Here is a 24,143-nt window from a genome sequence, read left to right as displayed (position 1 = left end):
TCACCTCTAGCTCCGGTCCGAGATCAACTTCCCGACCAGTTGTGCCGTGTAGTCCACAATCGGGACAATCCGTCCATAGTTCAGGCGCGTGGGTCCAATGACGCCAACCGCACCAATTATCTTTCGATCCGAGTTCATATATGGAGAGACCACCAGAGAGGAACCCGAAAGTGAGAAAAGTTTGTTCTCTGAGCCAATAAAAATACGCACCCCGTCGCCTGCTTCGGTCAATTCCAGAAATTCTGCGATGTCACGCTTGCGTTCCAGGTCATCGAAAAGCGATCGGATGCGATCAAGTTCAGCCTCGTCAGCCTCGGCACCCAACAGGTTTGATCGTCCGCGGACGATCAAGCGTTCATGGTGATGGCCTTCACCGGTCCAGACGGCGATACCACTGTCGACCATTTCGCGTGCAAGGGAATCAATCTCTTGCCTGCGGGCATCAATTTCGGTTTTCATTTCACGCTGCAAATCAGACAGCGTTCTGCCTTCGATCAGCGCGTTAAGAAAATTCGCCGCCTCACGCATCGAACTTGGTGTCTGACCCGGCGGCGGGCTGAACAGACGGTTCTCAACATGGCCATCGCCGAACACCAGAACGACCAAAGCGCGGTCATGCCCAAGGCTGACAAACTCGATATGCTTGATCGGAGCTTCATGTTTTGGTGTCAAAACAAGCGACGCGCCGCGCGTTACGCCAGACAGGGCCGCGCTGACGCGGTCCAGTGCGTTCGATACATCATCGGTGTTACTGGTGAGCGTGGCGTCTAGTTTTTGACGATCATCGTCTCCAAGGTCGCCGACTTCCAAAAGACCATCGACGAACATCCTGAGACCCGTCTGCGTCGGGATTCTTCCGGCGCTGACATGCGGACTGTCCAGAAGACCAAGGAATTCGAGGTCCTGCATGACATTCCGGATTGTGGCGGCGCTGACCTTTTCGCTGAGCGTGCGCGTCAATGTGCGCGACCCGACAGGCTCTCCGCTGTCCAGATAGCCTTCGACAACCCGCCGGAACACCTCCCGCGAGCGGTCGTTCATCTCACCTAGAATTTTCTGACCGTCATTCATGATCGGAACCCATTCTGCGGACGGCCATTAAAGACGCTGGGGCGGAAAGGTCAATCGGACTTGCGCATGCCCCTTTTGGCCCTGTATCCCGACTGCAAATCTGGGAAGGATACAGAATGCGACCGTCAGGACGAGATCTAAGCGAAATGCGCGCAGTTTCAATCGAAACCGGCGTCACAATGCACGCGGAGGGTTCTTGCCTGATCCGTATGGGCAACACCCATGTGTTGTGTACCGCAACCATCGAGGACCGCGTGCCGCCGTTCATCAAAGGATCGGGGTTGGGCTGGGTCACTGCCGAATACGGTATGCTGCCGCGCGCCACCAACACGCGGATGCGTCGTGAAGCAACTGCCGGTAAGCAAGGTGGCCGCACGGTCGAGATTCAGCGTTTGATCGGACGCAGCCTTCGCGCCGGCGTGGACCGCGTCGCACTGGGCGAAAGACAGATCACCGTGGATTGCGACGTCATTCAGGCCGATGGCGGCACCCGCTGCGCATCCATCACTGGCGGTTGGGTTGCGCTGCGTCTGGCTGTCAACAAGCTGATGAAAGCGGGTGACGTCATCTCTGACCCGCTGGTTGATCCTGTGGCGGCGGTTTCATGTGGCGTCTATGCGGGTCAGGCCGTTCTTGACCTGGACTACCCCGAGGATAGCGAGGCCGGCGTGGACGGTAACTTTATCATCCATGGCGATGGTCGGCTCATCGAGGTGCAGATGTCAGCCGAAGGCGCCACGTTCTCGCGCGATCAGATGAACCAACTTATGGATCTTGCCGAAAAGGGCACGGCAGAGTTGATGGCAGCGCAAAAAGCCGCAACCACATGATACGGAAATTCTCTGGCGACACTTTGCTGGTCGCCACCCACAACTCAGGCAAGCTTGAGGAGATCAAAAATCTTCTTGAGCCTTATGGCGTCAAGGTTGTCGGTGGTGCCGAAATGGATCTGCCCGAACCCGAAGAGACTGAGACGACATTCGCAGGCAATGCCCGCATCAAAGCCCACGCAGCCGCGAAGGCGACCGGACTGCCTGCCCTGTCAGATGACAGCGGTATTGAGATTGACGCACTGGATGGCGCGCCCGGCGTCTATACTGCGGATTGGGCAGAAACAGAGACTGGGCGGGACTTTGTTATGGCCATGACCAAGGCCCGCGACGCGCTTGAGGCGCGTAATGCGCCCTACCCGCGCACCGCTCGGTTTTGTTGCACATTGGTCCTTGCCTGGCCCGACGGACATGACGAGGTATTCCCCGGCGAAATGCTAGGTCAGGTCGTCTGGCCGATGCGCGGGAATCAGGGCCATGGGTATGACCCGATTTTTCAGCCCGATGGTTATGACATAACATTTGGCGAGATGGATCGCTGGGAAAAGAACAGGATAAGCCATCGTGCAGATGCCTTCCGGAAGTTTGTCACGGCCTGCTTTGACTGAAGACTGGCAGAACGGCGGCTTCGGCCTTTATATCCATTGGCCGTTCTGCACTGCCAAATGCCCCTATTGCGACTTCAACAGCCATGTCTCGCGCCAGATCGACCATGCGCGCTGGACGCGCGCCTATCTGTCAGAGATTGACCGCGCCGGTGCGCAGACGCAAGGCCGCATCCTGAATACGGTGTTCTTCGGTGGCGGCACACCGTCACTGATGGCGCCGGACACCGTCGCAGCAATCCTTGACCGGGTACGCGCCACCTGGCCGATGGTGAATGATCCGGAAATTACTCTGGAGGCGAACCCCGGCTCTGTCGATGCCGGGAACTTTCGCGCCTATGCACAGGCTGGTGTGAACCGCGTCTCGATGGGCATTCAGGCGCTGAACGATACGGACCTGCGCCGGCTCGGCCGAATTCACACTGTCAAAGAGGCCCGCGCGGCCTTCGATATCGCCCGAAATCAATTTGATCGCGTTAGCTTTGACCTGATCTACGCAAGACAAGATCAGGGGCTGAATGCTTGGAAGACTGAATTACGCGAAGCGCTGGATATGAGCGTGGACCACTTGTCGCTCTATCAACTCACCATCGAGAATGGGACTGCTTTTGGCGACCGCTTCAATGCAGGGGGTCTGCGCGGGCTGCCCAATGACGACCTGTCGGCGGATATGTACCAGATTACTCAAGATGTTTGTGGCGAGTACGGCATGTCCGCCTACGAAGTATCAAACCACGCACGACCAGGTTCTGAATCACGGCACAATTTGATCTACTGGAGATACGGGGACTATATTGGAATCGGCCCTGGAGCCCATGGCCGCGTGACGCTGGATGGTCGCCGACGCGCAACAGTTGCGTGGTCAATGCCAGACAAGTGGCTCTCGGCGGCGGAACAAGACAACGGAACAAAAGAGCAGGAAGTTTTGCCTGCGCTCGAACAGGCACAAGAATACCTTCTGTTGGGTCTACGAATATCCGAAGGCATAGATATTGATCGGTTGGCTAGATTTGGTGGATCGTTTGTTGATCACGCTAAAATCGACGGGCTAGTTGACCTCGGCATGGTTGAACGCCGGGGTCATAAGTTGCGGGCCACCGCGCGGGGGTGCCTCGTCCTGAATGCCGTTATTGAAGAGCTGATGCCCCTGGGCTGATCAATTGCCGCTTAAAATCCGGCACAAATCGTCCAACTGCTCCAGATTCGTGTAGCGGATAACCAATTGTCCGGATTCCCCGCCGGCCTTGTGATCCACACTCACCGACATTCCCAGAGCAGCAGAAATATCACCTTCAAGGGCTTTTGTATCCGCGTCCTTTTCCGCCCGACCTCCCTTCGGCTTTGCACCCGAAGTGGCCGCAGGATCAGTCTGTGCAGCTTTCTTGACGGCTTTTTCAATATCTCGAACCGACCATCCAGCCGAAACAGCCTGCTTGGCCAACTCCAGTGATTTATCGGAGGTAATAAGCGCTCTTGCATGTCCCGCGGAAAGATCGCCACCCACAACCATCTTCTGCACATCGTCGGGCAAATTCAGCAGTCTGAGAAGGTTGGCGATATGACTGCGGCTTTTACCAAGGGCCTCCGCCATCTTTTCCTGAGTATGGCCAAAACGGTCCATCAGCTGCCTATATCCCGCAGCTTCTTCGATCGCATTGAGATCCGCGCGTTGAATGTTCTCGATAATCGCGACTTCCAACACCTCGATGTCGGAAAACTCACGCACCAATACCGGCAATTCGTGCAGTTGGGCCATTTGTGCAGCCCGCCAACGCCGCTCCCCCGCAACGATCTCGTATAGATTACTCTCTCCGGGCTTTGGACGAACGATCAAAGGCTGGATAACGCCGCGCGTTCGTATGGACGCCGCCAACTCGTCCAATTGCTCCGGCGTAAAATGTCGCCGTGGCTGGTCAGGATTTGGGACAATCCGCTCTATCGGGATAGAGCGGTCCGCCCTAGGCGATGTATCCGCGCCCTGCTCTCCTGTTGGATCCACATCTGCCATCAACGCGGTCAGGCCACGGCCCAATCCGCGACGACGCTCTTTACTCTCTGTCATCTCATTCCTCCGATAGCTTAAGCAGCCATCTTTGCGTTTTTTTGTAATAGTTCCCGCGCAAGCTCTCGATAGGCCACAGCACCTTTTGAGCTTCCATCATATTGCAGGACCGGCAGAGCATAGGATGGTGCTTCGCTGACCCTAACATTCCGCGGAATAACCGCGTTGAACACCAGTTCACCAAGATTGTCCCGTGCGTCACTTTCCACCTGCTGTGAGAGGTTATTTCGCGCGTCATACATTGTCATGACCACACCTTCGATCCGCAGATGTGGGTTCGCCGTCTGGCGAACCTCACGAATTGTGAGCATTAATTGGCTTAGGCCTTCGAGCGCAAAAAATTCACTTTGGAGTGGCACCAGGACTGAATGCGATGCGACCATCGCGTTTACGGTAAGAAGATTCAACGAGGGGGGGCAATCAATCAGGATAAAGTCCAACGCGAAATCGTCCATCGCTGCTTGCCGAAGAGCGTCATGCAGCAAATAGCTACGCTTTTCGTTAGCGATAAGTTCGATATCAGCAGAACTTAGATCTACAGTCGCAGGTATGATCATCAAGCGCTCGACACTGGTTTTCTGAACGACGGCATGAAGCTCTGTATCGTCCAGCAGCAATTCGTAGGTGGTGAGATCACGGTCTTCGGGCTCTATTCCCAGCCCCGTAGACGCATTCCCCTGAGGGTCGAGATCGACTACAAGCACACGACAGCCAAGCTCTGCCAAAGCCGCACCCAGATTGATCGTGGTGGTGGTCTTCCCTACCCCGCCCTTCTGATTGGCGACGGCTATGATTTTTGGACCAGCGGGTCTGGCAAGATCAGACACGAGAGATGCCTCCGATTTTTAGTATAGCGGCCATAGGGTCTGTTTTGCTTTGTATCACATCCAAATCAAATCGCCATGACTCGCGCGCCTTATCCACCTCTTTTTGCCATTTTTCGCCTTTGGAAAAGATGGCCGTTCCGTCGTATGCAAGATGCAAATTTGCGAAAGACAGCAACGTCTCCAAGTCGGCAAGAGCCCTCGCGCTGACGATATTTGCCTTCAAAGGATCGAGATTTTCAATTCGCTCCGACATCACAATCGCATGCAGATCTAGCTCTCGGATGGCATTTCTGAGAAATGCGGCCTTTCTTAGATCAGATTCGACAAGCACTGTCTTCATTTCAGGCGACGCTTCAGTAGCAAGAATAGCCACGACAAGACCAGGAAGGCCGCCTCCGCTACCCAGATCAAGCCAGGTTTTGCTAGGGTGTTCAATTGATTGGAAAACCTGAATGGAATCAATGATGTGACGACGCCATACATCCGATGCTGATTTTTTCGAAATCAGGTTAATCTTTGCTGTCCATGCTAACAAGAGATCGACATATCGTTGCAGCTTTTCATATGTTTCACGTGAAACATTCAAGCTTCGCATCATAGTCAAGCTGATCTCCGCTTCAACTGCCGGATTTTCGCCAAAAGCAGAACAAGTGCGGCGGGCGTCATGCTTTCGATCTTTGCAGCTTCAGAAAGATTTTTGGGCCGCGCCGCAGACAGTTTCGATTTCAGTTCATTTGAAAGCCCATCTACGCCTACATACACAAAATCATCGGGAATAACTTGAGCTTCATCACGCCGAACCATCTCCACATCTCGCTTTTGTCGTTCAATGTAGTGCACATATAGAGCCTCGCGCGCCAACTGTTCACGGGAATCGCTGTCAATTGCCGCAAATTCAGGTGCAAGTTTAATCAGCGTTCCGAAATCTATATTCGCAAATGCGAGCAGATCATAACCCGATCTCCGCGCACCATCATGGTTGATGGTGACGCCAACTGCTTCAACATCACGCGTTGTAAACGCTTTTGACGACAGCGATGTCCGGGCGGTTGTTAGCCGATCTAACTTGGCTCCAAACAACTGCTTTCGCTTTTCGGAAACACACCCAAGATCGATCGCCTTCGGTGTTAATCTTTGGTCCGCATTGTCAGCCCGCAGAGAAAGCCGGAACTCTGCGCGTGATGTGAACATGCGATAAGGCTCTTGAACGCCCTTCGACGTCAAATCATCAATCATTACCCCAATATAACTATCAGACCGGCTGAAGTGTACCGGATCTTGACCCAGACAAGCGGCAGCGGCGTTAAGTCCGGCTACCAATCCTTGGGCAGCAGCTTCCTCATACCCCGTTGTCCCATTGATCTGACCTGCCAAATACAAGCCAGATACAACTTTCACCCGCAATGTAGAGCTTAGAGATCTAGGATCTACATAATCATATTCTATGGCGTAACCTGGTTGTACGATTTCCGCAGCCTCAAGCCCGACAATGGAGTTCACATATCTCGTCTGTACCTTCTGCGGCATAGATGTCGATATACCGTTTGGATATATGGTATTAGAATCAAGGCCTTCTGGCTCAAGGAATATTTGATGAGACTCTTTATCCGCGAATCGTACAATCTTGTCTTCGATTGAAGGGCAATAGCGAGGACCAACGCCATCAATCCGCCCACCGTACATTGCAGATTTATCAAGGTTATTTCGGATAATCTCATGAGTTTCAGCGTTCGTATGCGTAATGCCACATGTCACTTGCCGCAACGAAGCGGATTTAGACATAAACGAAAAGAGCGTCGGGTCTTCATCCCCCGGCTGCGCGTCCAAAATATCCCAATTTATGCTCCGCGCATCCAGCCGTGGCGGGGTTCCGGTCTTCAACCTCCCCAGCGGCAAATTAAACTCATCAATGCGTTCAGCAAGTCGTACAGAAGGCTTATCACCCATCCTGCCGCCGGGATGCGAAATATCTCCTATATGGATGACGCCGCGCAAAAACGTGCCGGTGGTAAGAACAACAGCCGCCGCGGAAAGTTCCGATCCGTCCTCGAGAATGACACCACGAACTGCCCCGGAACGCATGATAAAGTCCGTTGCCTCTCCTTCAATAATTTGAAGATTCTCGGCTAATTCCATTTCTTGAAGCATCGCAAGGCGGTAGACTTTACGATCAGCTTGTGCACGTGGGCCTTGAACTGCGGGTCCCTTACGTTTGTTCAATAGCCTAAATTGGATCCCCGCTTTATCGGCAACACGCCCCATGACGCCGTCAAGGGCATCAATCTCACGAACAAGATGGCCTTTTCCAAGCCCTCCAATCGCAGGATTACAGGACATCACCCCGATTCCCTCACGTTTCAACGTGACGAGTGCTGTTTTCGCGCCCATCCGGGCTGACGCATGCGCGGCTTCTGTACCGGCATGCCCGCCGCCGATGACAACAACATCAAAGGTTCGATGTTTCACGTGAAACACTCCGCTACTTACCAAGGCAGAAACTTGAGAAAATTTCGTCTAACAACATTTCGACATCAACGCGACCTATAAGTTTTTCGAGATGTCGAATCGCTACACGAAGTTCTTCTGCTGCAATATCATATTGCTCACTATTTTGGCTAACCAGAGTTTCGGCATAATTCAAAGCCGAAAGCGTTTCTCGCATTGCCACGCGATGTCGTTCCCGCGTCGCAAGTCCAGCACTCTTAGAGCGCAAAGTCAAAACAGATGTTATTCGTTTGATAAGAGCGTCAACGCCACGTCCGGTGAGACCAGAAACGCCAACTCCATCGTGGTCAGCTTTAGAAGCCACGGAAATATCATCGTCTTTTAGGGCAATATCCGAAGGCTCACTGTCCTCGAACAGAAGAACGCGCAGATCTGCGGCGCTCGCCCTCTGAATTGCTCGCTCAATTCCCAAGCTTTCAACAATGTCATCAGTTTCGCGCAAGCCAGCGGTGTCCAATAGCGTCACAGGCAGCCCGTCGAGCTCCATGCTAACTTCAATAACATCACGCGTTGTACCTGCGACTTCCGATGTAATCGCAGCGTCACGACCGGCAAGGGCATTCAGAAGCGTCGATTTTCCGACGTTTGGCGCCCCAATAATCGCAACCTCAAAACCGGATCTAATGCGTTCTGCTGATTTGAAGCCATCCAATTGTATCTGAAGTGAATGAGTAATATCGGCTATTAAACTTAGAACTTCAGGTCCAACATCTTCGGGCACGTCTTCATCAGAAAAATCAATAACAGCTTCGAGTAGTGCTGAAGCTCGGATAAGCTTTGTTCTCCAACTCCCAACTACTTGCCCGAGATCCCCCGAGAGTGACCTCAACGCCTGTACGCGTTGCGCCTCGGTTTCCGCTTCGATCAGATCTGCAAGTCCTTCGACCTGAGCAAGATCCAAGCGACCGTTTTCCAACGCTCGGCGCGTGAACTCACCTGGTTCGGCCAAACGCAGCCCACCAAGTTCGGACAGTTCCCGCAACACCGCTGATACCACGGCAATACTACCATGTAGATGAAGCTCAACAACAGCTTCAGCAGTAAAGCTAGCGCCTTCAGGAAACACCAGAACCAGCGCCTCGTCGAGATATTCACCGGACGCGGTCTTTATGCGTCGAACAGCGTGCTGTCGTGGGGCTGGCAAACTACCGCAAAGGATTGTGGCAGCATCAAATGCGTCTGGACCAGAAATTCTTACAACTGCGACGCCCGCTTTTCCCTGAGCCGAGGCCAGAGCGTAAATCGTATCCATGAAACACCCTCTCAGCTGGCACGTCAGGTGTTCATGGAGTCGAAGAACTCTGAATTACTCTTGGTTTGCTTCAACTTCGAAATCAGGAATTCAATGGCGTCTGTCGTCCCCATCGGGTTCAAGATGCGGCGAAGAACAAACGTCTTTTGCAGATCAATCTTGTCCACCAGAAGCTCTTCTTTCCGGGTTCCGGACTTGAGGATATCCATAGATGGGAAAACACGTTTGTCAGCAACTTTCCGATCAAGAACAATCTCGGAATTCCCTGTTCCTTTGAATTCCTCAAAAATCACTTCGTCCATTCGACTTCCTGTGTCGATCAGGGCCGTGGCGATAATCGTCAAGGAGCCGCCCTCTTCAATATTACGCGCGGCGCCAAAGAAACGCTTAGGCCGTTGCAAGGCGTTTGCATCCACACCACCTGTCAGGACTTTACCAGACGACGGCACCACGGTGTTGAACGCCCTACCAAGTCTTGTGATCGAATCAAGAAGAATAACAACATCTCGTTTATGTTCGACCAGACGCTTGGCTTTTTCAATCACCATTTCGGATACAGCCACGTGCCGGGTTGCAGGCTCATCAAAGGTCGACGAAATAACCTCGCCTTTCACCGAGCGCTGCATGTCGGTGACTTCCTCGGGCCGTTCGTCGATCAGCAGAACAATCAAGTAAGCGTCGGGATGATTCACTTCGATCGAGCGGGCAATATTCTGCAACAGAACCGTTTTACCCGTCCGCGGCGGCGCGACAATGAGAGATCTCTGTCCTTTTCCGATCGGCGCCACAAGGTCGATGATCCGTGCAGATTTATCCTTGATGGTCGGATCTTCAACTTCCATCTTCATCCGTTCATCAGGATACAACGGTGTGAGGTTATCGAACGCAATTTTATGTCGCGCCTTCTCCGGATCTTGAAAGTTTATTTTTAAGACGTCCATCAACGCAAAGTAACGCTCGGAATCCTCGGGCGCCTTGATCGTGCCTTCGATCGTATCCCCCGTACGCAAAGAAAACTTGCGGGTCATATCTGGCGATACATAGATGTCGTCCGGACCGGGCAGATAGTTCGCCTCCGGCGAGCGCAAGAAACCAAAACCGTCCTGGAGTACTTCGAGGACGCCATCACCGCTGATTTCCCACCCTTCATCCGCGCGCTCGCGCAGGATCTGGAACATCATTTCACCTTTCCGCATGGTCGAGGCGTTTTCGATCTCCAGTTCCTCGGCCATCGCCAGAAGATCCTTGGGGCTCTTGGCTTTAAGATCCGCGAGGTTCAGTGATTCTTGGGTCATGGGAATATCCTTGATCGCGCCCGAACGAGCGACCGATCCTGCAATGTGTCAGAGAATACGCACCCCGGACGGGGCGGTTTGACGCTACATAGGCAGACTAGACATCGAAGTCAATTCCCGTCAGAATTTCACTACGACGGAGAACACAATCACGACCATCAAAAGCGTCGGAACCTCGTTCATCAATCGAAATTGTCGACCGGATACAACATTCTCGCCGCGCACAAAGTTTTTGCGACGCACGCCCAGCCAATGATGAAACCACGTCATCCCAAGCACAGCAGCCGCTTTGCTCCACGGCCAAACCTGTGTCCAGTCGACGATTCCAGGCGTCAGAGCCAATGCAAGTCCAAAAAGCCATGTCGTGATCATTGACGGCAACATGATCGCGCGAAGTAGCTTCACTTCCATGATCTGAAAGGTAGCATCTGTCGCGTCACCTGTCTTGGTCCGCTCGGCGTGATAGACGAACAACCTGGGCAGGTAGAACAGACCAGCCATCCAGGAGATCACGGCCATGATATGAATGGCCTTGATCCATGGGTAGGCGAAGCTGAGCATATCAGACATCCCAATCTCCTTCGGACGGTGCAGAGTTCTTAATTAAATAAAGAGATATAGAAAAGATGATTAAGAAGTAGGGTGACGTTTTGCTGTGGATCATTGATCTTTGCCGGCAGTTATCCCATGCGGATAACTGCCGTCGTCATAAGAGCAAACAAGTGTTGGTAAAACGCGAATTATTAGTAATTAATCATTGTTATTCAATGGCTTAAATAATGTATAAGGAGTGGATAAATCCGGTAGTGTTGTGGCGTATGCTCTATCAGACATGAACGTCCACAAGGCACAGATTATGCTTTTCCACTGTGTGCAACCGCGCTGGGTGGTTCCCAGACCTTGCTAGATCTCCCCAGGTTGCAATGCCGATCAATTTTCCCCAGTACTGTTCCCTAACAAACCCCGTAACAAACCCACGGATTTATCCACATGACTAACGAGCTGGTTCTTGCGTCACGCTCTGCGATCCGGGCACAGCTTTTACGCAACGCGGGTGTACAGATACGTGTGGCGCCAGCTAAAATTGATGAAATTTCCGTACGACGCGCCTTGGAGGCGGAAGGCGCGCCACCACGCGATGTTGCGGATACCTTGGCAGAAATGAAGGCAAAGAAGGCCAGTAGCAAAGCGCCTGACCACCTCGTTCTGGGATGTGATCAAGTACTGGCGGTTGATCGGAAGATCATCGCCAAGCCTGCGACGCCCCAGGAGGCGCACGACCAGTTGATGTTGTTGCGGGATCGCAAGCATCAGCTTTTGTCTGCGGCGGTAATATATAAGGACGGAAAGCCGACATGGCGTCATGTATCGACCGCCCGGCTGACGATGCGCGCATTTTCCGAAAGCTATATTGATGGTTACATCGACCGAAATTGGCAGAGCATTCAGCATTCCGTAGGGGGATATAAGTTGGAAGAAGAAGGGGTACGTCTGTTTGCGCGGGTTGAGGGCGACTATTTCACGATCCTCGGGCTGCCGCTGCTGGAGCTGTTGGGGTATCTGACGATCAGCGGGGTTGTGGAAGCATGACGGCATGTGAAACTTCGGGCAGGTCATGACCTTTCGGCTCGGCCTGACAGGCTCAATCGGGATGGGTAAATCCACCACCGCGCGACTGTTCGCGGAGGAAGGCTGTGATATATGGGATGCCGACGCTGCCGTACATCGTCTCTATTCCGGTGCGGCCGTCCCCTTGATGCAAGCAGAGTTCCCTGATGCGATCATCAACGGCGAAGTTTGCCGAGAGGCGTTGAAACGGATTATCTCGGACGACAACACCGCGCTGAAACGCATCGAATCCATCATCCATCCGCTTGTACGCGAGGACCGATTACAATTTGTAACCGACACGAAAGCAACGATTTGCGTGTTCGATATACCGCTACTTTTTGAAACGAACAGCCAGGCGGAATTTGACGCCGTGGCTTGTGTGTCTGTTTCGCCAGAGATCCAGCGGCAACGTGTGCTGGATAGAGAAACAATGAGCGTTACCCAATTTGAGATGATCTTGGCGCAACAGCTGCCGATCGCTGACAAGCTTGCCCGTGCAGACTATGTCATTGATACGACGACCATGGACCAGGCTCGCGCGGACGTGCAGCATGTGGTGACTGACATCAAAAGGCGGATGCGTGATGCGTGAAATCGTGATGGACACCGAAACCACTGGTTTCGATCCCGAAGCTGGCGACCGCATTGTCGAGATTGGCGGCGTGGAGTTGTTGAACCATGTTCCAACGGGACGGACCTATCACCAGTATATCAATCCCGAACGGGGCATGCCGCAAGACGCGTTCGAAGTGCATGGGCTTGGCGACGAATTTTTGCGGGACAAACCGGTTTTCGCGAAGATTGCAGACGAATTTCTGGAATTTGTCGGAGATTCCAAACTGGTGATCCACAATGCCAGCTTTGACATGAAGTTTCTCAACGCAGAGCTTCGCTGGCTCAAGAAGCCACAGCTTCCTTGGGAGCAAGCGATAGACACGCTGGCGATTGCCCGAAAGAAGTTTCCAGGCTCGCCGGCATCGCTGGATGCCCTTTGTCGGCGGTTTGGCATCGACAATGCCAGCCGTACGCTTCACGGCGCGTTGCTGGATAGCGAGATCCTGGCAGAGGTCTATCTGGAACTCATCGGGGGTAAGCAGCCGGATTTTGCGCTCGCGGCGATCCGCGATGCGAAGTCCGGAGGCGAGAATGACGATTGGCGCGCATCGCGTAGGCAGACGCCCCTGCCCTCGCATCTTACAGAAAAAGAAAAGGCGGCACATGCCGCCTTTGTCGAAAAGCTGGGGGATGGCGCGCTTTGGCTTAAGGGCTAGCGCGCGTGGCTCGCATCAGAATGTCAGGCGTCAGCCTTTGGCTTTTCGGCCTGACGACGTTGAATTTCCGCACGGTAAAGCTGAAGGAAATCAATGTTCTCGAGGTTTAGCGGCGGGAATCCACCGTCGCGGGTCACATCTGATACGATGCGGCGCACGAAGGGAAACAGCATCCGCGGGCATTCGATCAGCAGAAAAGGATGCAGCTGCTCTTCTGGTACACCTTCGATCTGGAAAACGCCGGCGTAATCCAGCTCCAACAGGAACAGATGCTCGCCGCTTTCCTTGGCCTTGCTGTCGACCTTGAGTTTCAGAACGACTTCGTACTGGTTGTCCGCGCTGCGCTTCTTCGCATCAAGGTTAACCTGCACGGTGACGTCAGGCTGCACTTCGCCGGTGGCACCTTTCTGCGAAAGGATGTTTTCAAACGACATATCGCGCACAAACTGCGCAAGGATGTTCATTTTCATGTTTTGCGCTGCTGCTGCGGCAGCTTCGGGGGCCTGGGCCCCATTCTCTTCGGCCATACGTCGTCTCTCCCAATGGCATAAATGCTGTCTTCACCGGATTAGCAGGTACAGGCAGCGGTCTCAATCCTCAGATCAGTGCTTTGTCCAGCCTGACGGTGGCTCATGCGTCGGACGTTTGGTCGGATCAACCTCTGTAAATTCGCCGTCTATCACGTCATTTGGACCTGCCCGTCCGGAATTGGGAGGAGCACGGCGCCCCGGTTGCGCTCCCATTTCGAACTTTTGAACCTTTACACGTTTGCGCGCCCAACGGTAGACCGCGCGTCGCACCGGTGGTGCCAGCAGGGCAAACCCCGCAGCGTCCGTGAAAAAACCGGGCGTCAACAGCAGCGCACCAGAGAACAATATCATGGCCCCATGTGCCAGATGTTCAGTTGGATCCCTCAAATCCGAGAATGATTCCCGTAGGTTGGCAATTGCCAATGCCCCTTGCGACCGTACGAGCCATGTGCCCAGGATCGCCGTCAAGATCACAATCGCGAGTGTCGGCCAAAGCCCGATCAGTCCACCGACTTGGATGAATAATGCGATTTCGATCAACGGGATCGACAGGAATGCTAAAAACAGCCACATCTGCAATGCTCCTTTCAGGGCGGGCATGGTGGACTTGCTCCACCTCAGCCCCTACATAAGAAACCTAATCGGCTGTTTCCATGCGTGCCAGAAAAGAGGACCGAATGAGCTCTCCTATTTTACAACTTCTGGTGCTTGCAGGCATCGTGATTTTTCTGATTCTGCGCTTGAGGAGCGTTCTTGGAACCCGTGATGGCTTTGAGCCGACGCAAAAAACTCCGAAGGCCAGTTCGGCTCGGCGCAAGCCCGATCTTTCGGTGATCGAAGGTGGACCGGATCGTGACATCATCGATCATGTGCCCGATGGCTCGTCGGCAGCCAAGGCATTGACAAAAATGAAAGCTGCGGAACCGGAATTTGGTGTCGCAGATTTCTTGCAAGGTGCGCGTGGTGCCTATGAGATGATCCTTATGGGGTTCGAGCGTGGCGATTTGGCCGAGATCAAACCATTCCTTGCCGATGACGTTTATCAGTCTTTCGCCGAAGTTGTTGAATCGCGCGAGGCTCAGGGCTTGACCATCGAAGCGGATTTTGTCGGCGTACGCGAACTTTCACTTAGCGATGCTGAGTTCCATGACGAGACCCGGCTGGCTGAAATCACGGTGAGGTTCGTGGGCGAACTTACCTCTGTGGTACGTGATCGGGCCGGCGAGATTATCGAGGGCAGCGCGACCCAGATCAAACGTCAGAAAGATGTGTGGACCTTTGCCCGCGCGATGGGTGCAGACGACCCCAATTGGCAACTGGTCGCAACCGGCGAATGATCGAAACGCTGCGGTCAACAGTGTTTGCGGGGGTGGTGATGTCCGGAAACGAAACCGCAGCGCAGAGCAAGCCGGTCCAGAAGTTACTGGATTTTCAACATCTTGACGGATGGGAAACTGATGATCATCAGGCTGCGCTTGATGTGTTTATTACCACATGCAGCGATATGAAAGACCCCGCCTGGCGCACGCTGGGTACGCTCGCTGCGGGCCAGACTGATGCCAAGGCGTTTTTCGAGTTGTTTTTTCGGCCTGTGTTGATCGAGGATGGCACTGACGCGCTGTTCACTGGCTATTTCGAGCCGGAGTTGGATGGTTCTCGGGTTCAGACCGAAACCTATCGCTTTCCCATTTACACGTTGCCGCCTGAGGCGCGCGAGGAGTCGCCTTGGTTGACGCGACGCGATATTCTAAGTGGCGGCTATTTGCAGGATCGCGGATTGGAAATCGCGTGGGTGGATGATCCCGTAGAGCTTTTTTTCCTGCAAGTCCAAGGCTCTGGCAGGGTTCGCCTACCGGACGGAGGGTTCCTGCGTGTTGGGTATGGCGGCGCCAATGGCCACCCGTATCGCAGCATTGGCAAAGAGCTGGTGCGCCGCGGCGTGTATGATGCGCATCAAGTGTCCGCCCAGGTCATCAAGAACTGGATCCGGCGCAATCCGCGAGAAGGGGAAGATCTGCTTTATCACAACCCATCTTACGTTTTTTTCCGCGAGGTTAGCGAGGTTCCCGCGCATCTTGGTCCTCTGGGCGCAATGAACCGGTCCGTCACAACCGGACGATCCATCGCTGTGGACCCGGTTTTTACACCTCTGGGCGCGCCTGTTTGGGTTGAAAAAGATGGCAGAGATCCGATCCGCCGACTTATGGTCGCGCAGGATACCGGATCCGCCATTAAAGGGGCGCAACGGGCCGATATCTTTTTTGGAACGGGCGATAAGGCAGGACGGGCAGCCGGCAAGCTGAAAGATACCGGGCGGATGGCCGTGTTGATGCCGATACAGCACGTCTCCGAAACCTTGCCCGAGGCTGTCCAATGAGCAAGCGGCGCGTGCGCCCTGACGAGCTTGATCTCTGGCGGCAAGTAACAAAAAATACGGAACGGCTTGATGTGCGCAAGGTCTTCCAGCCGAAACCGACGAAACCTGCACAAAAAACCGATGTCCAGCCGGAACCAAACCCACCGCAGCCACTGACCCGGTTTGAGGTCGGCGAACGCAGCCGTAAACGAGACAGTCAGGCCACCCTGCCCCCAAGTATCAAGGATCGGTTAAGCACCGATCCGGTCCAGATGGACAAAAAGGCCTTTACCCGACTCAAGCGCGGCAAACTTCTGCCTGATGCGCGTCTGGACCTGCATGGAATGACTCTGGATCAGGCGCATGGTGCGCTGACAGGCTTTATCTTGCGGGCGCAATCCAGGGGGCATAGGTTGGTTCTGATCATCACCGGCAAGGGCGCGCGGCATGATCCACACGATCCCGCGCCGCGTAGGCGTGGGGTGCTGAAGCAACAGGTGCCCATGTGGTTGCGGATGGCACCTCTGGGTCAGGCGGTGATGCAAATTTCTGAAGCACATATCCGTCACGGCGGCACTGGCGCTTACTATGTCTACCTCCGAAAGAACCGTTAAATGTTCATGGCAAGAAGTGGACGGGCGCGACCGACACCAATCGCCATTAGCGCACTGGTAAACAGAAAGTATCCTGCCGCGCCAAGATATTGGGTCTGAATTCCGACATCGAGGTCAATCAAGACGCCCGTCAGGCCCGGCCCCAAGGCCGATCCCAACACCATAACAGCCGCGGCCATCGCCTTGATCGACCCAAGGCTGCGGGTGCCATAAAACTCTGCCCAGAACGCGTTGGGCAACGTGGTGTTGGCGCCGGCTGTCATCCCCATAAATACCAGCCCCAAGGCAATCATGAGCGGCGATTGGCCGGTTCCGAACAAGCCAAACGCGATCACCATCGGCAGTTGAAACCATGGGATCAGCCGTGCTGTGCCCAATTTGTCCAGCAACCAGCCGGATATGATCATCGAAATCACGGATACCGCAGTGAACAGCGGAAAGAACGCGACCAATTGAATATGTTCAATGCCTTTCACGCTGGCGAAATAGACCTGGTTGAAGAAAAATGCGGTGGAAAATGCGGCTGGACCCAAAAGGGCGGGCACCATGAACCAGAACAACCAATGTTTGAACGCTTGTGGTCTGCTCCAATGGCGGCCCGCCATGCCCAAGGACACACCCGTATCGGCCATGGATTGCGGTGTTCTTTCGGTTCTCAGCAAAGTCCAAAGCAAGGGAATTGCCAGAATCGAGATGCCCGCGGCCACCAGCCAAAGCTCTCGCCATCCCAGAACCTTCATGGCCGCGACAAAAGTCACGGGTAGAGTGGCTTCGCCGATTGAAAACCCGAGGCCTACGCACATCAGGGCTTTACCGCGCGTCGCAACGAACCAACGGGACACGGACACTACGGCGATATGGCTTAGCATGCCCTGCCCAAGCAGACGCAGAAAGAAAATGACGCCAACCAGTACCCAGCTGTGCTGTGCCAATGACATGCTCACACAGGCCAGCGCCAGAATGATCAGAACAACCGAACCCAGTGACCGTGCCCGGAAAATATCGGTCAACCCGCCGGCCCAGACCATGACCAGCGCAGAGATCGACGTGCCGAGTGTATAGATCCCGCCCCATTGACCATGTGACAGATTGAACTCTGTCCGGATTTCTCCGGCAAAGATCGAAATGAAGTAAGTTTGCCCAAAGCCCGACAAGAAAGCCAGAAACCCACCAGCCAGCAACCAGGGCGCATTTTGTGTGACAAAACGGGGAATATTCATGGTGTGACTATGTGACGTTTCTTGTGTCGCCGCTATAGGTTAACAGCATAAAGACAAACATTTGCGAAGCCCATCTCTTCAGCCTTGGTCAGAAGGAGTGGGTATCTTTCACGGTCGGTATAGTAGGGTCGTTCAGTTGGGGCGCGTCGTATCTTGCGTCACAAATACACGAATTTCTGCAAGATTTACCCTCTGCCGACCGTGGTTGTTGACGAAAGGCCGCAAAGACCGCAAAAACTCCGCCAATTGAATGTGAAAGGAAGCTCCCATGAAGATCGCAATGATCGGGACGGGTTATGTTGGGCTGGTTTCAGGGGTCTGTTTCTCTGATTTCGGTCACGAAGTAGTTTGTGTGGACAAGGATCCCCGCAAGATCGAGCGGCTGGAAAACGGTGAAGTTCCGATTTTTGAGCCGGGTCTTGACCTACTTATGAACAAGAACGTCGAAGCCGGCCGTCTGACCTTTACCATGGACCTGGAGAAGGCAGTGACCGGTGCCGATGCGGTTTTCATCGCGGTCGGGACACCCACGCGTCGCGGTGATGGTCACGCGGATTTGACCTATGTGATGGCCGCCGCGGAAGAGATCGCGCGCGTTGCCAAGGAATATGTGGTGATCGTCACCAAATCGACCGTCCCGGTCGGGACAAACCGTCAGGTCGGCGAGGTCGTCAAAAAGGCCAACCCGTCACTGGATTTCGATGTTGCCTCGAACCCCGAATTTCTGCGCGAAGGCGCGGCGATTGACGATTTCATGAAGCCGGACCGCGTGGTTGTTGGTGTTCAGACTGATCGTGCGGCAGAAGTGATGGCCGATATTTATCGGCCCCTGTATCTGCGCGACTTCCCGATCGTGACCACCGATCTGGAATCCGCCGAGATGATCAAATATGCCGCGAACGCCTTTCTCGCCACCAAGATCACCTTTATCAACGAGATCGCCGCTTTGTGCGAAAAAGTCGGCGCGGATGTAAAGCAGGTGTCAAAGGGCGTCGGCATGGACAACCGGATCGGCAACAAGTTTCTGCACGCAGGTCCGGGCTATGGTGGATCATGTTTCCCTAAAGATACCAAGGCGTTGGCACGGATAGGCCAAGAACATGCGGTCCCGATGCAGATCACCGAAACGGTCATCAAGGTCAATGAAGAGATCAAGCGCCGGATGATCGACAAGCTGCTTGATCTCTGCGGCGGTTCGTTCAATGGCAAGACGGTCGCCGTGCTGGGCGTGACATTCAAGCCCAACACCGATGATATGCGCGACGCGCCTTCCCTGACCATCGTGCCCGCGCTTGTTGGCGGTGGGGCGAAGGTTAAGGCTTGTGACCCGCAAGGACGCCACGAAGGAGAGGCGCTTTTGCCCGGCGTGACCTGGGTCGAGGATCCCTATGAGTCCGCTGACAAGGCCGATCTGGTTGTGGTTCTGACCGAATGGAACGAATTTCGCGCGCTGGATTTGAAGCGGATCGCGGAGAGCATGACGACAGCTCGTTTGGCGGATCTGCGCAACGTCTACTCACCGACGGACGCAGAACGCGCAGGCTTTGTGGCGTATGAAAGCATTGGTCGCGAGGGTTATACGCGCTGAACAATCATATGTCCGGTGCAACATCGGACATATTTCCCGACGGGCTTTGGGACGCGGCGCGCATGACAAACGGTCTTGGTCGGCTCGGTTGAAATGGTCAGACCTGCGCAGCTGCGATGCGCATGCTTTCTTGTCAGCTTGTCGGCGAGATGGAGAGGGTCGGTTCTGGAAGGTGTGACCGGAATGACGCAAATAAAGCGGGTGCTGCTTCTTGGTGCAGGTGGCAAGCTGGGGACGATGTTCCGGGCTGCCTGGGAAAACGCGCCACCGCTGGGCTTTGAGCTTGTCTCAATTTTTCGCGACCCTGTCATTCCGGAAGGTGGCGTGCGGTGGCAGCCGGGCGACGGGCCTCTGCAAGTCGGTCCGGTACATGCGGTGATTGCACTTTGGGGCGTAACGCCGGGGCAGGGAGCCGATCTGAGTGACAATGGAATATTGGCGATCGAGGCTCAAACCCTTGCTCATCAACTAAACGCAGAACGTGTGCTGCATTGCTCGTCCGCCGCAATCTACAAGCCGTCACCACGTCCGCTGTCAGAGGACATGCCAGCCGATCCGCAGAATGATTACGGGCGCGCCAAACTGGAGATGGAGCACGCGGTTGCGGACTGGTATGCGGCGCATCCACACGGGCCGAAGCCTTGCCTGATGCGGATCGGCAATGTTGCTGGTGCGGACAGTCTGTTTGCCACGATGCGCGCCAGCCCACATGTCACTCTGGATAGATTTGCAGACGGGCAGGGGCCTCGCAGAAGCTACATCGCTCCGCAAGATCTGCTGCATGCCCTTGTCGGGCTGCTTCGGTGTCCCTTGGATGACGCGCCTTTCCTGGTCAACATGTCGGCACCGAAAGCGACGTCGATGCAGGCGATTGCAGAAGCCGCCGGCTGCGATATTGCCTGGAAGGAAGCGTCTGAGAATGCCAATGCCCTGGTGGAACTGGACACGACGCGCTTGCAGAAGATTGCCCCTTTACCCATGTCTTCAGCGGAACCCGACAGGCTGTTAGAGACCTGGCGCAGTAGGGTGGAGACGTAATGACTTCGGCAAAACGCCTGACCGATCTGATCTGCGCTGCCTTGCTGGCAGTCGTTCTGCTGCCCGTTGGGCTACTGATTGCTGCGGTTTTGCTGATCAAGGAGGGTCGTCCGATCTTCTACATTTCGGAGCGGATGAAATCTGTGGATGAAGGGTTTCAACTTTGGAAGTTTCGGACCATGAGCGTTGACCCCGCCGATAGCGGCGTGTCGGGCGGGGACAAGTCGTCGCGGATTACGCCAGCGGGACAATTCCTGCGTCGGCACAGGCTCGACGAAATTCCGCAGCTTTGGAATGTGCTGCGTGGTGATATCAGTTTCGTCGGACCGCGCCCGCCTTTGCGGCGCTATGTCGAGCAGTTTCCGGAAATTTACCGCGAAGTTCTGAAGTCGCGCCCCGGGATCACCGGGATGGCGACTTTGGCTTATCATCGTACTGAAGAGCAGTTGTTGGCACCTTGCCAGACGGCAGAGGAAACCGAGGCCGTCTATACAAAACGCTGTGTACCCAGAAAGGCGCGTTTGGATCTGATATACGCGCAGCGCAGGACGGTGTGTGGCGACCTAAAGCTGATGCTGGCGACGGTGTTCCGGCGTATCTCACTCCATTAAGGTCACGGGCACGGCTATTTCCGAAGCTGCTGCGCCGCAACATACCCTGTGAACGTTCCAAGCCATTGCCTTGTGCTGACAATGTCGCCGGCGCCATCCACGAGGTAGGTATTGCTGAACGAACCGTCCGGCCCGATGCATTGCGCTGTCATTTTCTGGGCTACGGTGTTGATCGCACCCAGTTTCACCGGTGCCGTACCGTCACGCGAGACTGCGCAGGTATATTGTGACGTTGCCGTGACATCCTCGCCGGTCAAAAAGCGCATCGTGTAGGGCGCTGAACCGCCGGATTTGCGCGAGACCAGGGACAGCAACGCGTTTTCTTCGGATGACATCAGATCGCCACCAAGCCCGCGTGTCGAGGTAATCATGCCGCCGCGGAAGGTCAGCGTTTGCCGTTGTTCGGTTGCGTAAGTCCGGTAGTGTCCGTTTTGAGCGATCTGAATGACCAGCGCACTTGCCTTGCGGGATTCAACCGTTACCAGCGCCAGTGGTCCGGCCTTTGTCGCGAGAGCCTGATTGATCTGGGCGACAGTGACCTGCGGTGGTTCCGTCTTGCGCGATCTCGCCACCGTGCCGTTCACCAACTGTTTAAACACTTCCGTGCGCTGCTCTTGGGCCGTGTCGTTGCCACAGGATGCCAGCCCGATCAGTGCAGCAAGGGCGAGGAGGACGCGTGAAATGCGTGGCATGATCATCTCCAGAACTTTCCCCAGGTCTTGGCCAATTCCGGCCGGTGGTAATCTCGGACCTGTTCGTACAACCGTCCATCAACATTCAGCCGTGCGCCGCCATCCCGGGTCAGAGACTTGATCTCGGCGTTGTTGGCCTGACGAGAGGGCTGTCCCAGCACCCAGCCCAGCGGGATCGACAGCCGAATGCCCTTGTCGAAAGAGCCTTCGCCAAAATCGTCATAAGAAACATCAGTAAAGGTCGCAAAAGCCCCGACACGCCAGCCGTTTGCAAATTCACGGTCCAGCGCGACAGTGGCACCATAATCGCCTGCAAGATAGCGGCCCACATCCAGCTGTCCGTGAAAACCGTTACCGAAATCGTAATAGGCCGAGGCGTGGCCAGTCAGAACCTCATAGTCCCGAAGGCCCAGCATCTGATCATAATCGCGCTGCTTGACGAAGTTCAGCTCGACGCCCAAGGCCAGCGGACTGCCGACCTGCTTCCACAGCAACTCGCCCGAGGCACCCGCATACATCTCTTCAAGGTAGCCCAACGTGACGCGGCTGTAGAGGTTCTTGCCCGGACGTCCATAGGCGGCAAGCGTCAGATGCTCGATCGCCGGATCGCCCTCTTTGGAATATTTCGCATAGTCGGTTCGCACCCGGGGCAGTCCTGATGGGTCATTACGCGTTACATCATCCAGATTGCCGCCGATTTTCTTGGTCACGGCGCCGGACAGCACGAGATTCGGCAAAACCCGGTAATCAGCTTTCAGGCGGACGCCCGCGTCGGCGCGCACGGGGTTGTCCGGATCAAATGCGCTGAGCGCGATATACGGATTGAACGCCCAGGTGAATCGCGGATAAAGTCCGGCTTCGGGGGCAGGGGCCATGTTATAGCCATCCAGAATGCGCGTCTTCGCCAGCATTTCTGTCGCGGCATCATTTTCAAGCGCCTCAAGATCGCTTCGCTGGATTGATACGGCAGACATGGCCATTCCGTTGACAACGGGGACGATGACGAATTCTTCCACCGAAGCCGGCAGGACGCGGCTCATGGCCCGTGCCGTACGACCAATTGCTTGCGGCGCGGCACCGTACCGTGGATTGCGAAGCCGGATCGTGGCGCGGCGTGGTTCAAGCTTCAGCGCTTCTAAAACGAGGCCCTCGCGTTCCAAGGATGATTTCAAGGCAGATTTTGCATTGGCCGATGTCGCGGCAGAGTCCGTTGTCCACCCCAGGTCCTGCACCGCGGCCGGGCTTCGAACTGCAACCGGAAGCGGTGCAGTTTCGGTGCCGCCGGGGACCTGAGCGCGCTTGGGGTTGGTAAAGAGCGTGAACTGTGCGCCGACTTCGGTCCCGTATACATGATACAAGGACAACTGGTTGCCATTGTTAAAGCGATAGTCAATCCCGTAGTTCCACGGAGATTCCCGATCAAACTGTCCGGTGGTGCTTTCCTGAACGTAGTCGTCCGAAGAGTATTCCAGCTTGAATGTCAGGTTCTTGTTCGGCGAATAGCTGACCCCGCCGAAAGGCGCAACATCACCCCGGAACCAGCGATCGTAGGTCGGCACGCCACCCTGACCCAAAAGCTCTGCCGGGCGGTCACCCGTGTCGCCGATGGCACCATAGCTGCCCAACCGACCCCAGCCCAAACCGCCGGTGACGCGTAGTCCCGGCACCAGCTCTTTTGTAGCGACAAGGTATTCGCCGCCGTAAAGCCCGGTCCCGATGAAATCCTGAAGCCCCACGGTGATCGCCGGAAGGGTCTGCGTTTCGGTCAGAAGTTCGTAACGCAGGTCGAAACTACGGTCGAAATATCGCCCATCGACGTTGCCCGGTGCCGGAAAGTTCTCGATTGCCGAGTAGCGGAAGCTGCCGGACAGGCGGGGCGTGATCTGGAAATTCAAAGTAGCGCGCGTGGTGTCGCCAAACCGCGAAACGGTGGTTGCCAGCGTTGCATCCGGGGCTGGGCCTGCGGTTGGCATGTCGATCAGACCAGGGCTGCCATATAGGTTGTACCCCGGTAAGCCTTGCGCAAGCGCCAGTGTACTCGGCAGCGCTGTCATCAGTGCAAGAATGCTCGCGGCGCACAATGCTCGGCCACGCCAAGAGCCAGTGTATCTTGTCAGGCCGGTTTGCGTCATGTCTGGATCCGTTCGTCGTGTAGGCGCATCTTT

Annotated in this window: 25 protein-coding genes; 12 read left to right on the top strand and 13 right to left on the bottom strand. The window is 55.0% G+C overall.

All coding sequences use genetic code 11. The annotated features are described in order from the left end of the window. Positions 1-6: 6 nt before the first annotated feature. Positions 7-1,071, bottom strand: a complete 1,065-nt coding sequence (gene hrcA, locus ACN0WV_RS10730; RefSeq protein ID WP_084350993.1) for a heat-inducible transcriptional repressor HrcA — start codon at positions 1,069-1,071, stop codon at positions 7-9. A gap of 116 nt (positions 1,072-1,187) precedes the next feature. Here hrcA and rph point away from each other — a divergent pair, with 116 nt between their 5' ends. From rph to hemW, 3 genes are read left to right on the top strand one after another with little or no spacing between them, the layout of a single operon-like run. Further along, positions 1,188-1,901 (top strand): ribonuclease PH, encoded by a 714-nt coding sequence (rph, locus tag ACN0WV_RS10725; protein WP_084350995.1) that lies wholly within the window; start codon positions 1,188-1,190, stop codon positions 1,899-1,901. Further along, complete coding sequence (gene rdgB, locus ACN0WV_RS10720; RefSeq protein ID WP_417605652.1) at positions 1,898-2,509, top strand: RdgB/HAM1 family non-canonical purine NTP pyrophosphatase; 612 nt, start codon at positions 1,898-1,900, stop codon at positions 2,507-2,509. Before rph ends, rdgB begins: the two co-directional genes overlap by 4 nt. Then, positions 2,502-3,662 carry a radical SAM family heme chaperone HemW gene (hemW, locus tag ACN0WV_RS10715; protein ID WP_417605650.1) on the top strand — a complete coding sequence of 387 codons (1,161 nt, stop codon included), beginning with the start codon at positions 2,502-2,504 and terminating at the stop codon, positions 3,660-3,662. The genes rdgB and hemW overlap by 8 nt, the downstream gene beginning before the upstream one ends. Here hemW and ACN0WV_RS10710 read toward each other — a convergent pair whose 3' ends face one another. The 7 genes from ACN0WV_RS10710 to hemJ all read right to left on the bottom strand — a co-directional run bounded on the left by ACN0WV_RS10710 (position 3,663) and on the right by hemJ (position 11,017). Further along, complete coding sequence (locus ACN0WV_RS10710; RefSeq protein ID WP_417605648.1) at positions 3,663-4,568, bottom strand: ParB/RepB/Spo0J family partition protein; 906 nt, start codon at positions 4,566-4,568, stop codon at positions 3,663-3,665. 17 nt (positions 4,569-4,585) lie between these two features. Then, positions 4,586-5,395: a ParA family protein gene (locus tag ACN0WV_RS10705; protein WP_417605647.1), complete on the bottom strand. Its 810-nt coding sequence runs from the start codon at positions 5,393-5,395 to the stop codon at positions 4,586-4,588. Continuing rightward, positions 5,388-5,990: a 16S rRNA (guanine(527)-N(7))-methyltransferase RsmG gene (gene rsmG / locus ACN0WV_RS10700; protein ID WP_417605821.1), complete on the bottom strand. Its 603-nt coding sequence runs from the start codon at positions 5,988-5,990 to the stop codon at positions 5,388-5,390. The genes ACN0WV_RS10705 and rsmG overlap by 8 nt, the downstream gene beginning before the upstream one ends. A gap of 5 nt (positions 5,991-5,995) precedes the next feature. Then, a complete protein-coding gene (gene mnmG / locus ACN0WV_RS10695) occupies positions 5,996-7,870 on the bottom strand; it encodes a tRNA uridine-5-carboxymethylaminomethyl(34) synthesis enzyme MnmG (protein ID WP_417605645.1) in 1,875 nt (624 codons plus the stop codon). Between the two features lie 4 nt (positions 7,871-7,874). Beyond that, positions 7,875-9,152, bottom strand: a complete 1,278-nt coding sequence (gene mnmE, locus ACN0WV_RS10690) for a tRNA uridine-5-carboxymethylaminomethyl(34) synthesis GTPase MnmE (protein ID WP_417605643.1) — start codon at positions 9,150-9,152, stop codon at positions 7,875-7,877. A 23-nt stretch (positions 9,153-9,175) separates the two neighbouring features. After that, positions 9,176-10,447, bottom strand: coding sequence for a transcription termination factor Rho (gene rho / locus ACN0WV_RS10685; protein ID WP_084351011.1), 1,272 nt, complete (start codon positions 10,445-10,447; stop codon positions 9,176-9,178). A 120-nt stretch (positions 10,448-10,567) separates the two neighbouring features. Further along, entirely contained in the window at positions 10,568-11,017 is a 450-nt protein-coding gene (hemJ, locus tag ACN0WV_RS10680; RefSeq protein ID WP_417605641.1) for a protoporphyrinogen oxidase HemJ, read from the bottom strand. Between the two features lie 420 nt (positions 11,018-11,437). On the opposite strand from hemJ, the gene ACN0WV_RS10675 reads away from it, so the two are divergent. From ACN0WV_RS10675 to dnaQ, 3 genes are read left to right on the top strand one after another with little or no spacing between them, the layout of a single operon-like run. Then, a complete protein-coding gene (locus ACN0WV_RS10675; protein ID WP_417605639.1) occupies positions 11,438-12,037 on the top strand; it encodes a Maf family protein in 600 nt (199 codons plus the stop codon). Between the two features lie 25 nt (positions 12,038-12,062). Then, the gene (gene coaE, locus ACN0WV_RS10670) at positions 12,063-12,650 is read left to right on the top strand and encodes a dephospho-CoA kinase (protein ID WP_084351017.1); all 588 of its coding nucleotides are present in this window, start codon (positions 12,063-12,065) and stop codon (positions 12,648-12,650) included. Continuing rightward, positions 12,643-13,329 carry a DNA polymerase III subunit epsilon gene (gene dnaQ, locus ACN0WV_RS10665; protein WP_417605637.1) on the top strand — a complete coding sequence of 229 codons (687 nt, stop codon included), beginning with the start codon at positions 12,643-12,645 and terminating at the stop codon, positions 13,327-13,329. Before coaE ends, dnaQ begins: the two co-directional genes overlap by 8 nt. A gap of 23 nt (positions 13,330-13,352) precedes the next feature. Here dnaQ and secB read toward each other — a convergent pair whose 3' ends face one another. Beyond that, complete coding sequence (gene secB / locus ACN0WV_RS10660) at positions 13,353-13,856, bottom strand: protein-export chaperone SecB (protein ID WP_084351021.1); 504 nt, start codon at positions 13,854-13,856, stop codon at positions 13,353-13,355. A 75-nt stretch (positions 13,857-13,931) separates the two neighbouring features. Beyond that, entirely contained in the window at positions 13,932-14,432 is a 501-nt protein-coding gene (locus tag ACN0WV_RS10655) for an FxsA family protein (protein ID WP_084351022.1), read from the bottom strand. Positions 14,433-14,536: 104 nt separating this feature from the next. On the opposite strand from ACN0WV_RS10655, the gene ACN0WV_RS10650 reads away from it, so the two are divergent. From ACN0WV_RS10650 to ACN0WV_RS10640, 3 genes are read left to right on the top strand one after another with little or no spacing between them, the layout of a single operon-like run. Beyond that, complete coding sequence (locus ACN0WV_RS10650) at positions 14,537-15,196, top strand: Tim44/TimA family putative adaptor protein (RefSeq protein ID WP_417605819.1); 660 nt, start codon at positions 14,537-14,539, stop codon at positions 15,194-15,196. Next, positions 15,193-16,236, top strand: coding sequence for a murein transglycosylase A (gene mltA / locus ACN0WV_RS10645; RefSeq protein ID WP_417605635.1), 1,044 nt, complete (start codon positions 15,193-15,195; stop codon positions 16,234-16,236). Before ACN0WV_RS10650 ends, mltA begins: the two co-directional genes overlap by 4 nt. Further along, on the top strand, positions 16,233-16,829 hold the full coding sequence (locus ACN0WV_RS10640; RefSeq protein ID WP_417605633.1) for a Smr/MutS family protein: 597 nt from the start codon (positions 16,233-16,235) through the stop codon (positions 16,827-16,829). Before mltA ends, ACN0WV_RS10640 begins: the two co-directional genes overlap by 4 nt. Here the strand turns inward: ACN0WV_RS10640 and ACN0WV_RS10635 are convergent. Next, positions 16,826-18,049, bottom strand: coding sequence for an MFS transporter (locus ACN0WV_RS10635; RefSeq protein ID WP_417605631.1), 1,224 nt, complete (start codon positions 18,047-18,049; stop codon positions 16,826-16,828). The genes ACN0WV_RS10640 and ACN0WV_RS10635 overlap by 4 nt on opposite strands. Before the next feature lie 268 nt (positions 18,050-18,317). Here ACN0WV_RS10635 and ACN0WV_RS10630 point away from each other — a divergent pair, with 268 nt between their 5' ends. The 3 genes from ACN0WV_RS10630 to ACN0WV_RS10620 all read left to right on the top strand — a co-directional run bounded on the left by ACN0WV_RS10630 (position 18,318) and on the right by ACN0WV_RS10620 (position 21,286). Further along, positions 18,318-19,637, top strand: coding sequence for a UDP-glucose dehydrogenase family protein (locus ACN0WV_RS10630; protein WP_084351032.1), 1,320 nt, complete (start codon positions 18,318-18,320; stop codon positions 19,635-19,637). Between the two features lie 183 nt (positions 19,638-19,820). Next, entirely contained in the window at positions 19,821-20,675 is an 855-nt protein-coding gene (locus ACN0WV_RS10625; protein ID WP_417605630.1) for an NAD-dependent epimerase/dehydratase family protein, read from the top strand. After that, positions 20,675-21,286: a sugar transferase gene (locus tag ACN0WV_RS10620; RefSeq protein WP_417605628.1), complete on the top strand. Its 612-nt coding sequence runs from the start codon at positions 20,675-20,677 to the stop codon at positions 21,284-21,286. Before ACN0WV_RS10625 ends, ACN0WV_RS10620 begins: the two co-directional genes overlap by 1 nt. A gap of 14 nt (positions 21,287-21,300) precedes the next feature. Here the strand turns inward: ACN0WV_RS10620 and ACN0WV_RS10615 are convergent, their stop codons facing one another. Both ACN0WV_RS10615 and ACN0WV_RS10610 read right to left on the bottom strand, forming a co-directional pair. After that, positions 21,301-21,978: a YjbF family lipoprotein gene (locus ACN0WV_RS10615; RefSeq protein ID WP_417605626.1), complete on the bottom strand. Its 678-nt coding sequence runs from the start codon at positions 21,976-21,978 to the stop codon at positions 21,301-21,303. Positions 21,979-21,980: 2 nt separating this feature from the next. Beyond that, the gene (locus ACN0WV_RS10610; protein WP_417605624.1) at positions 21,981-24,032 is read right to left on the bottom strand and encodes a YjbH domain-containing protein; all 2,052 of its coding nucleotides are present in this window, start codon (positions 24,030-24,032) and stop codon (positions 21,981-21,983) included. Between the last annotated feature and the right edge of the window lie 111 nt (positions 24,033-24,143).

The organism is Primorskyibacter flagellatus (genome assembly GCF_048268605.1).
GTDB classification, from domain to species: domain Bacteria; phylum Pseudomonadota; class Alphaproteobacteria; order Rhodobacterales; family Rhodobacteraceae; genus Primorskyibacter; species Primorskyibacter flagellatus.
Note: the sequence above shows the minus strand (reverse complement) of the source record. Positions and strands in the feature narration are given on the sequence as shown.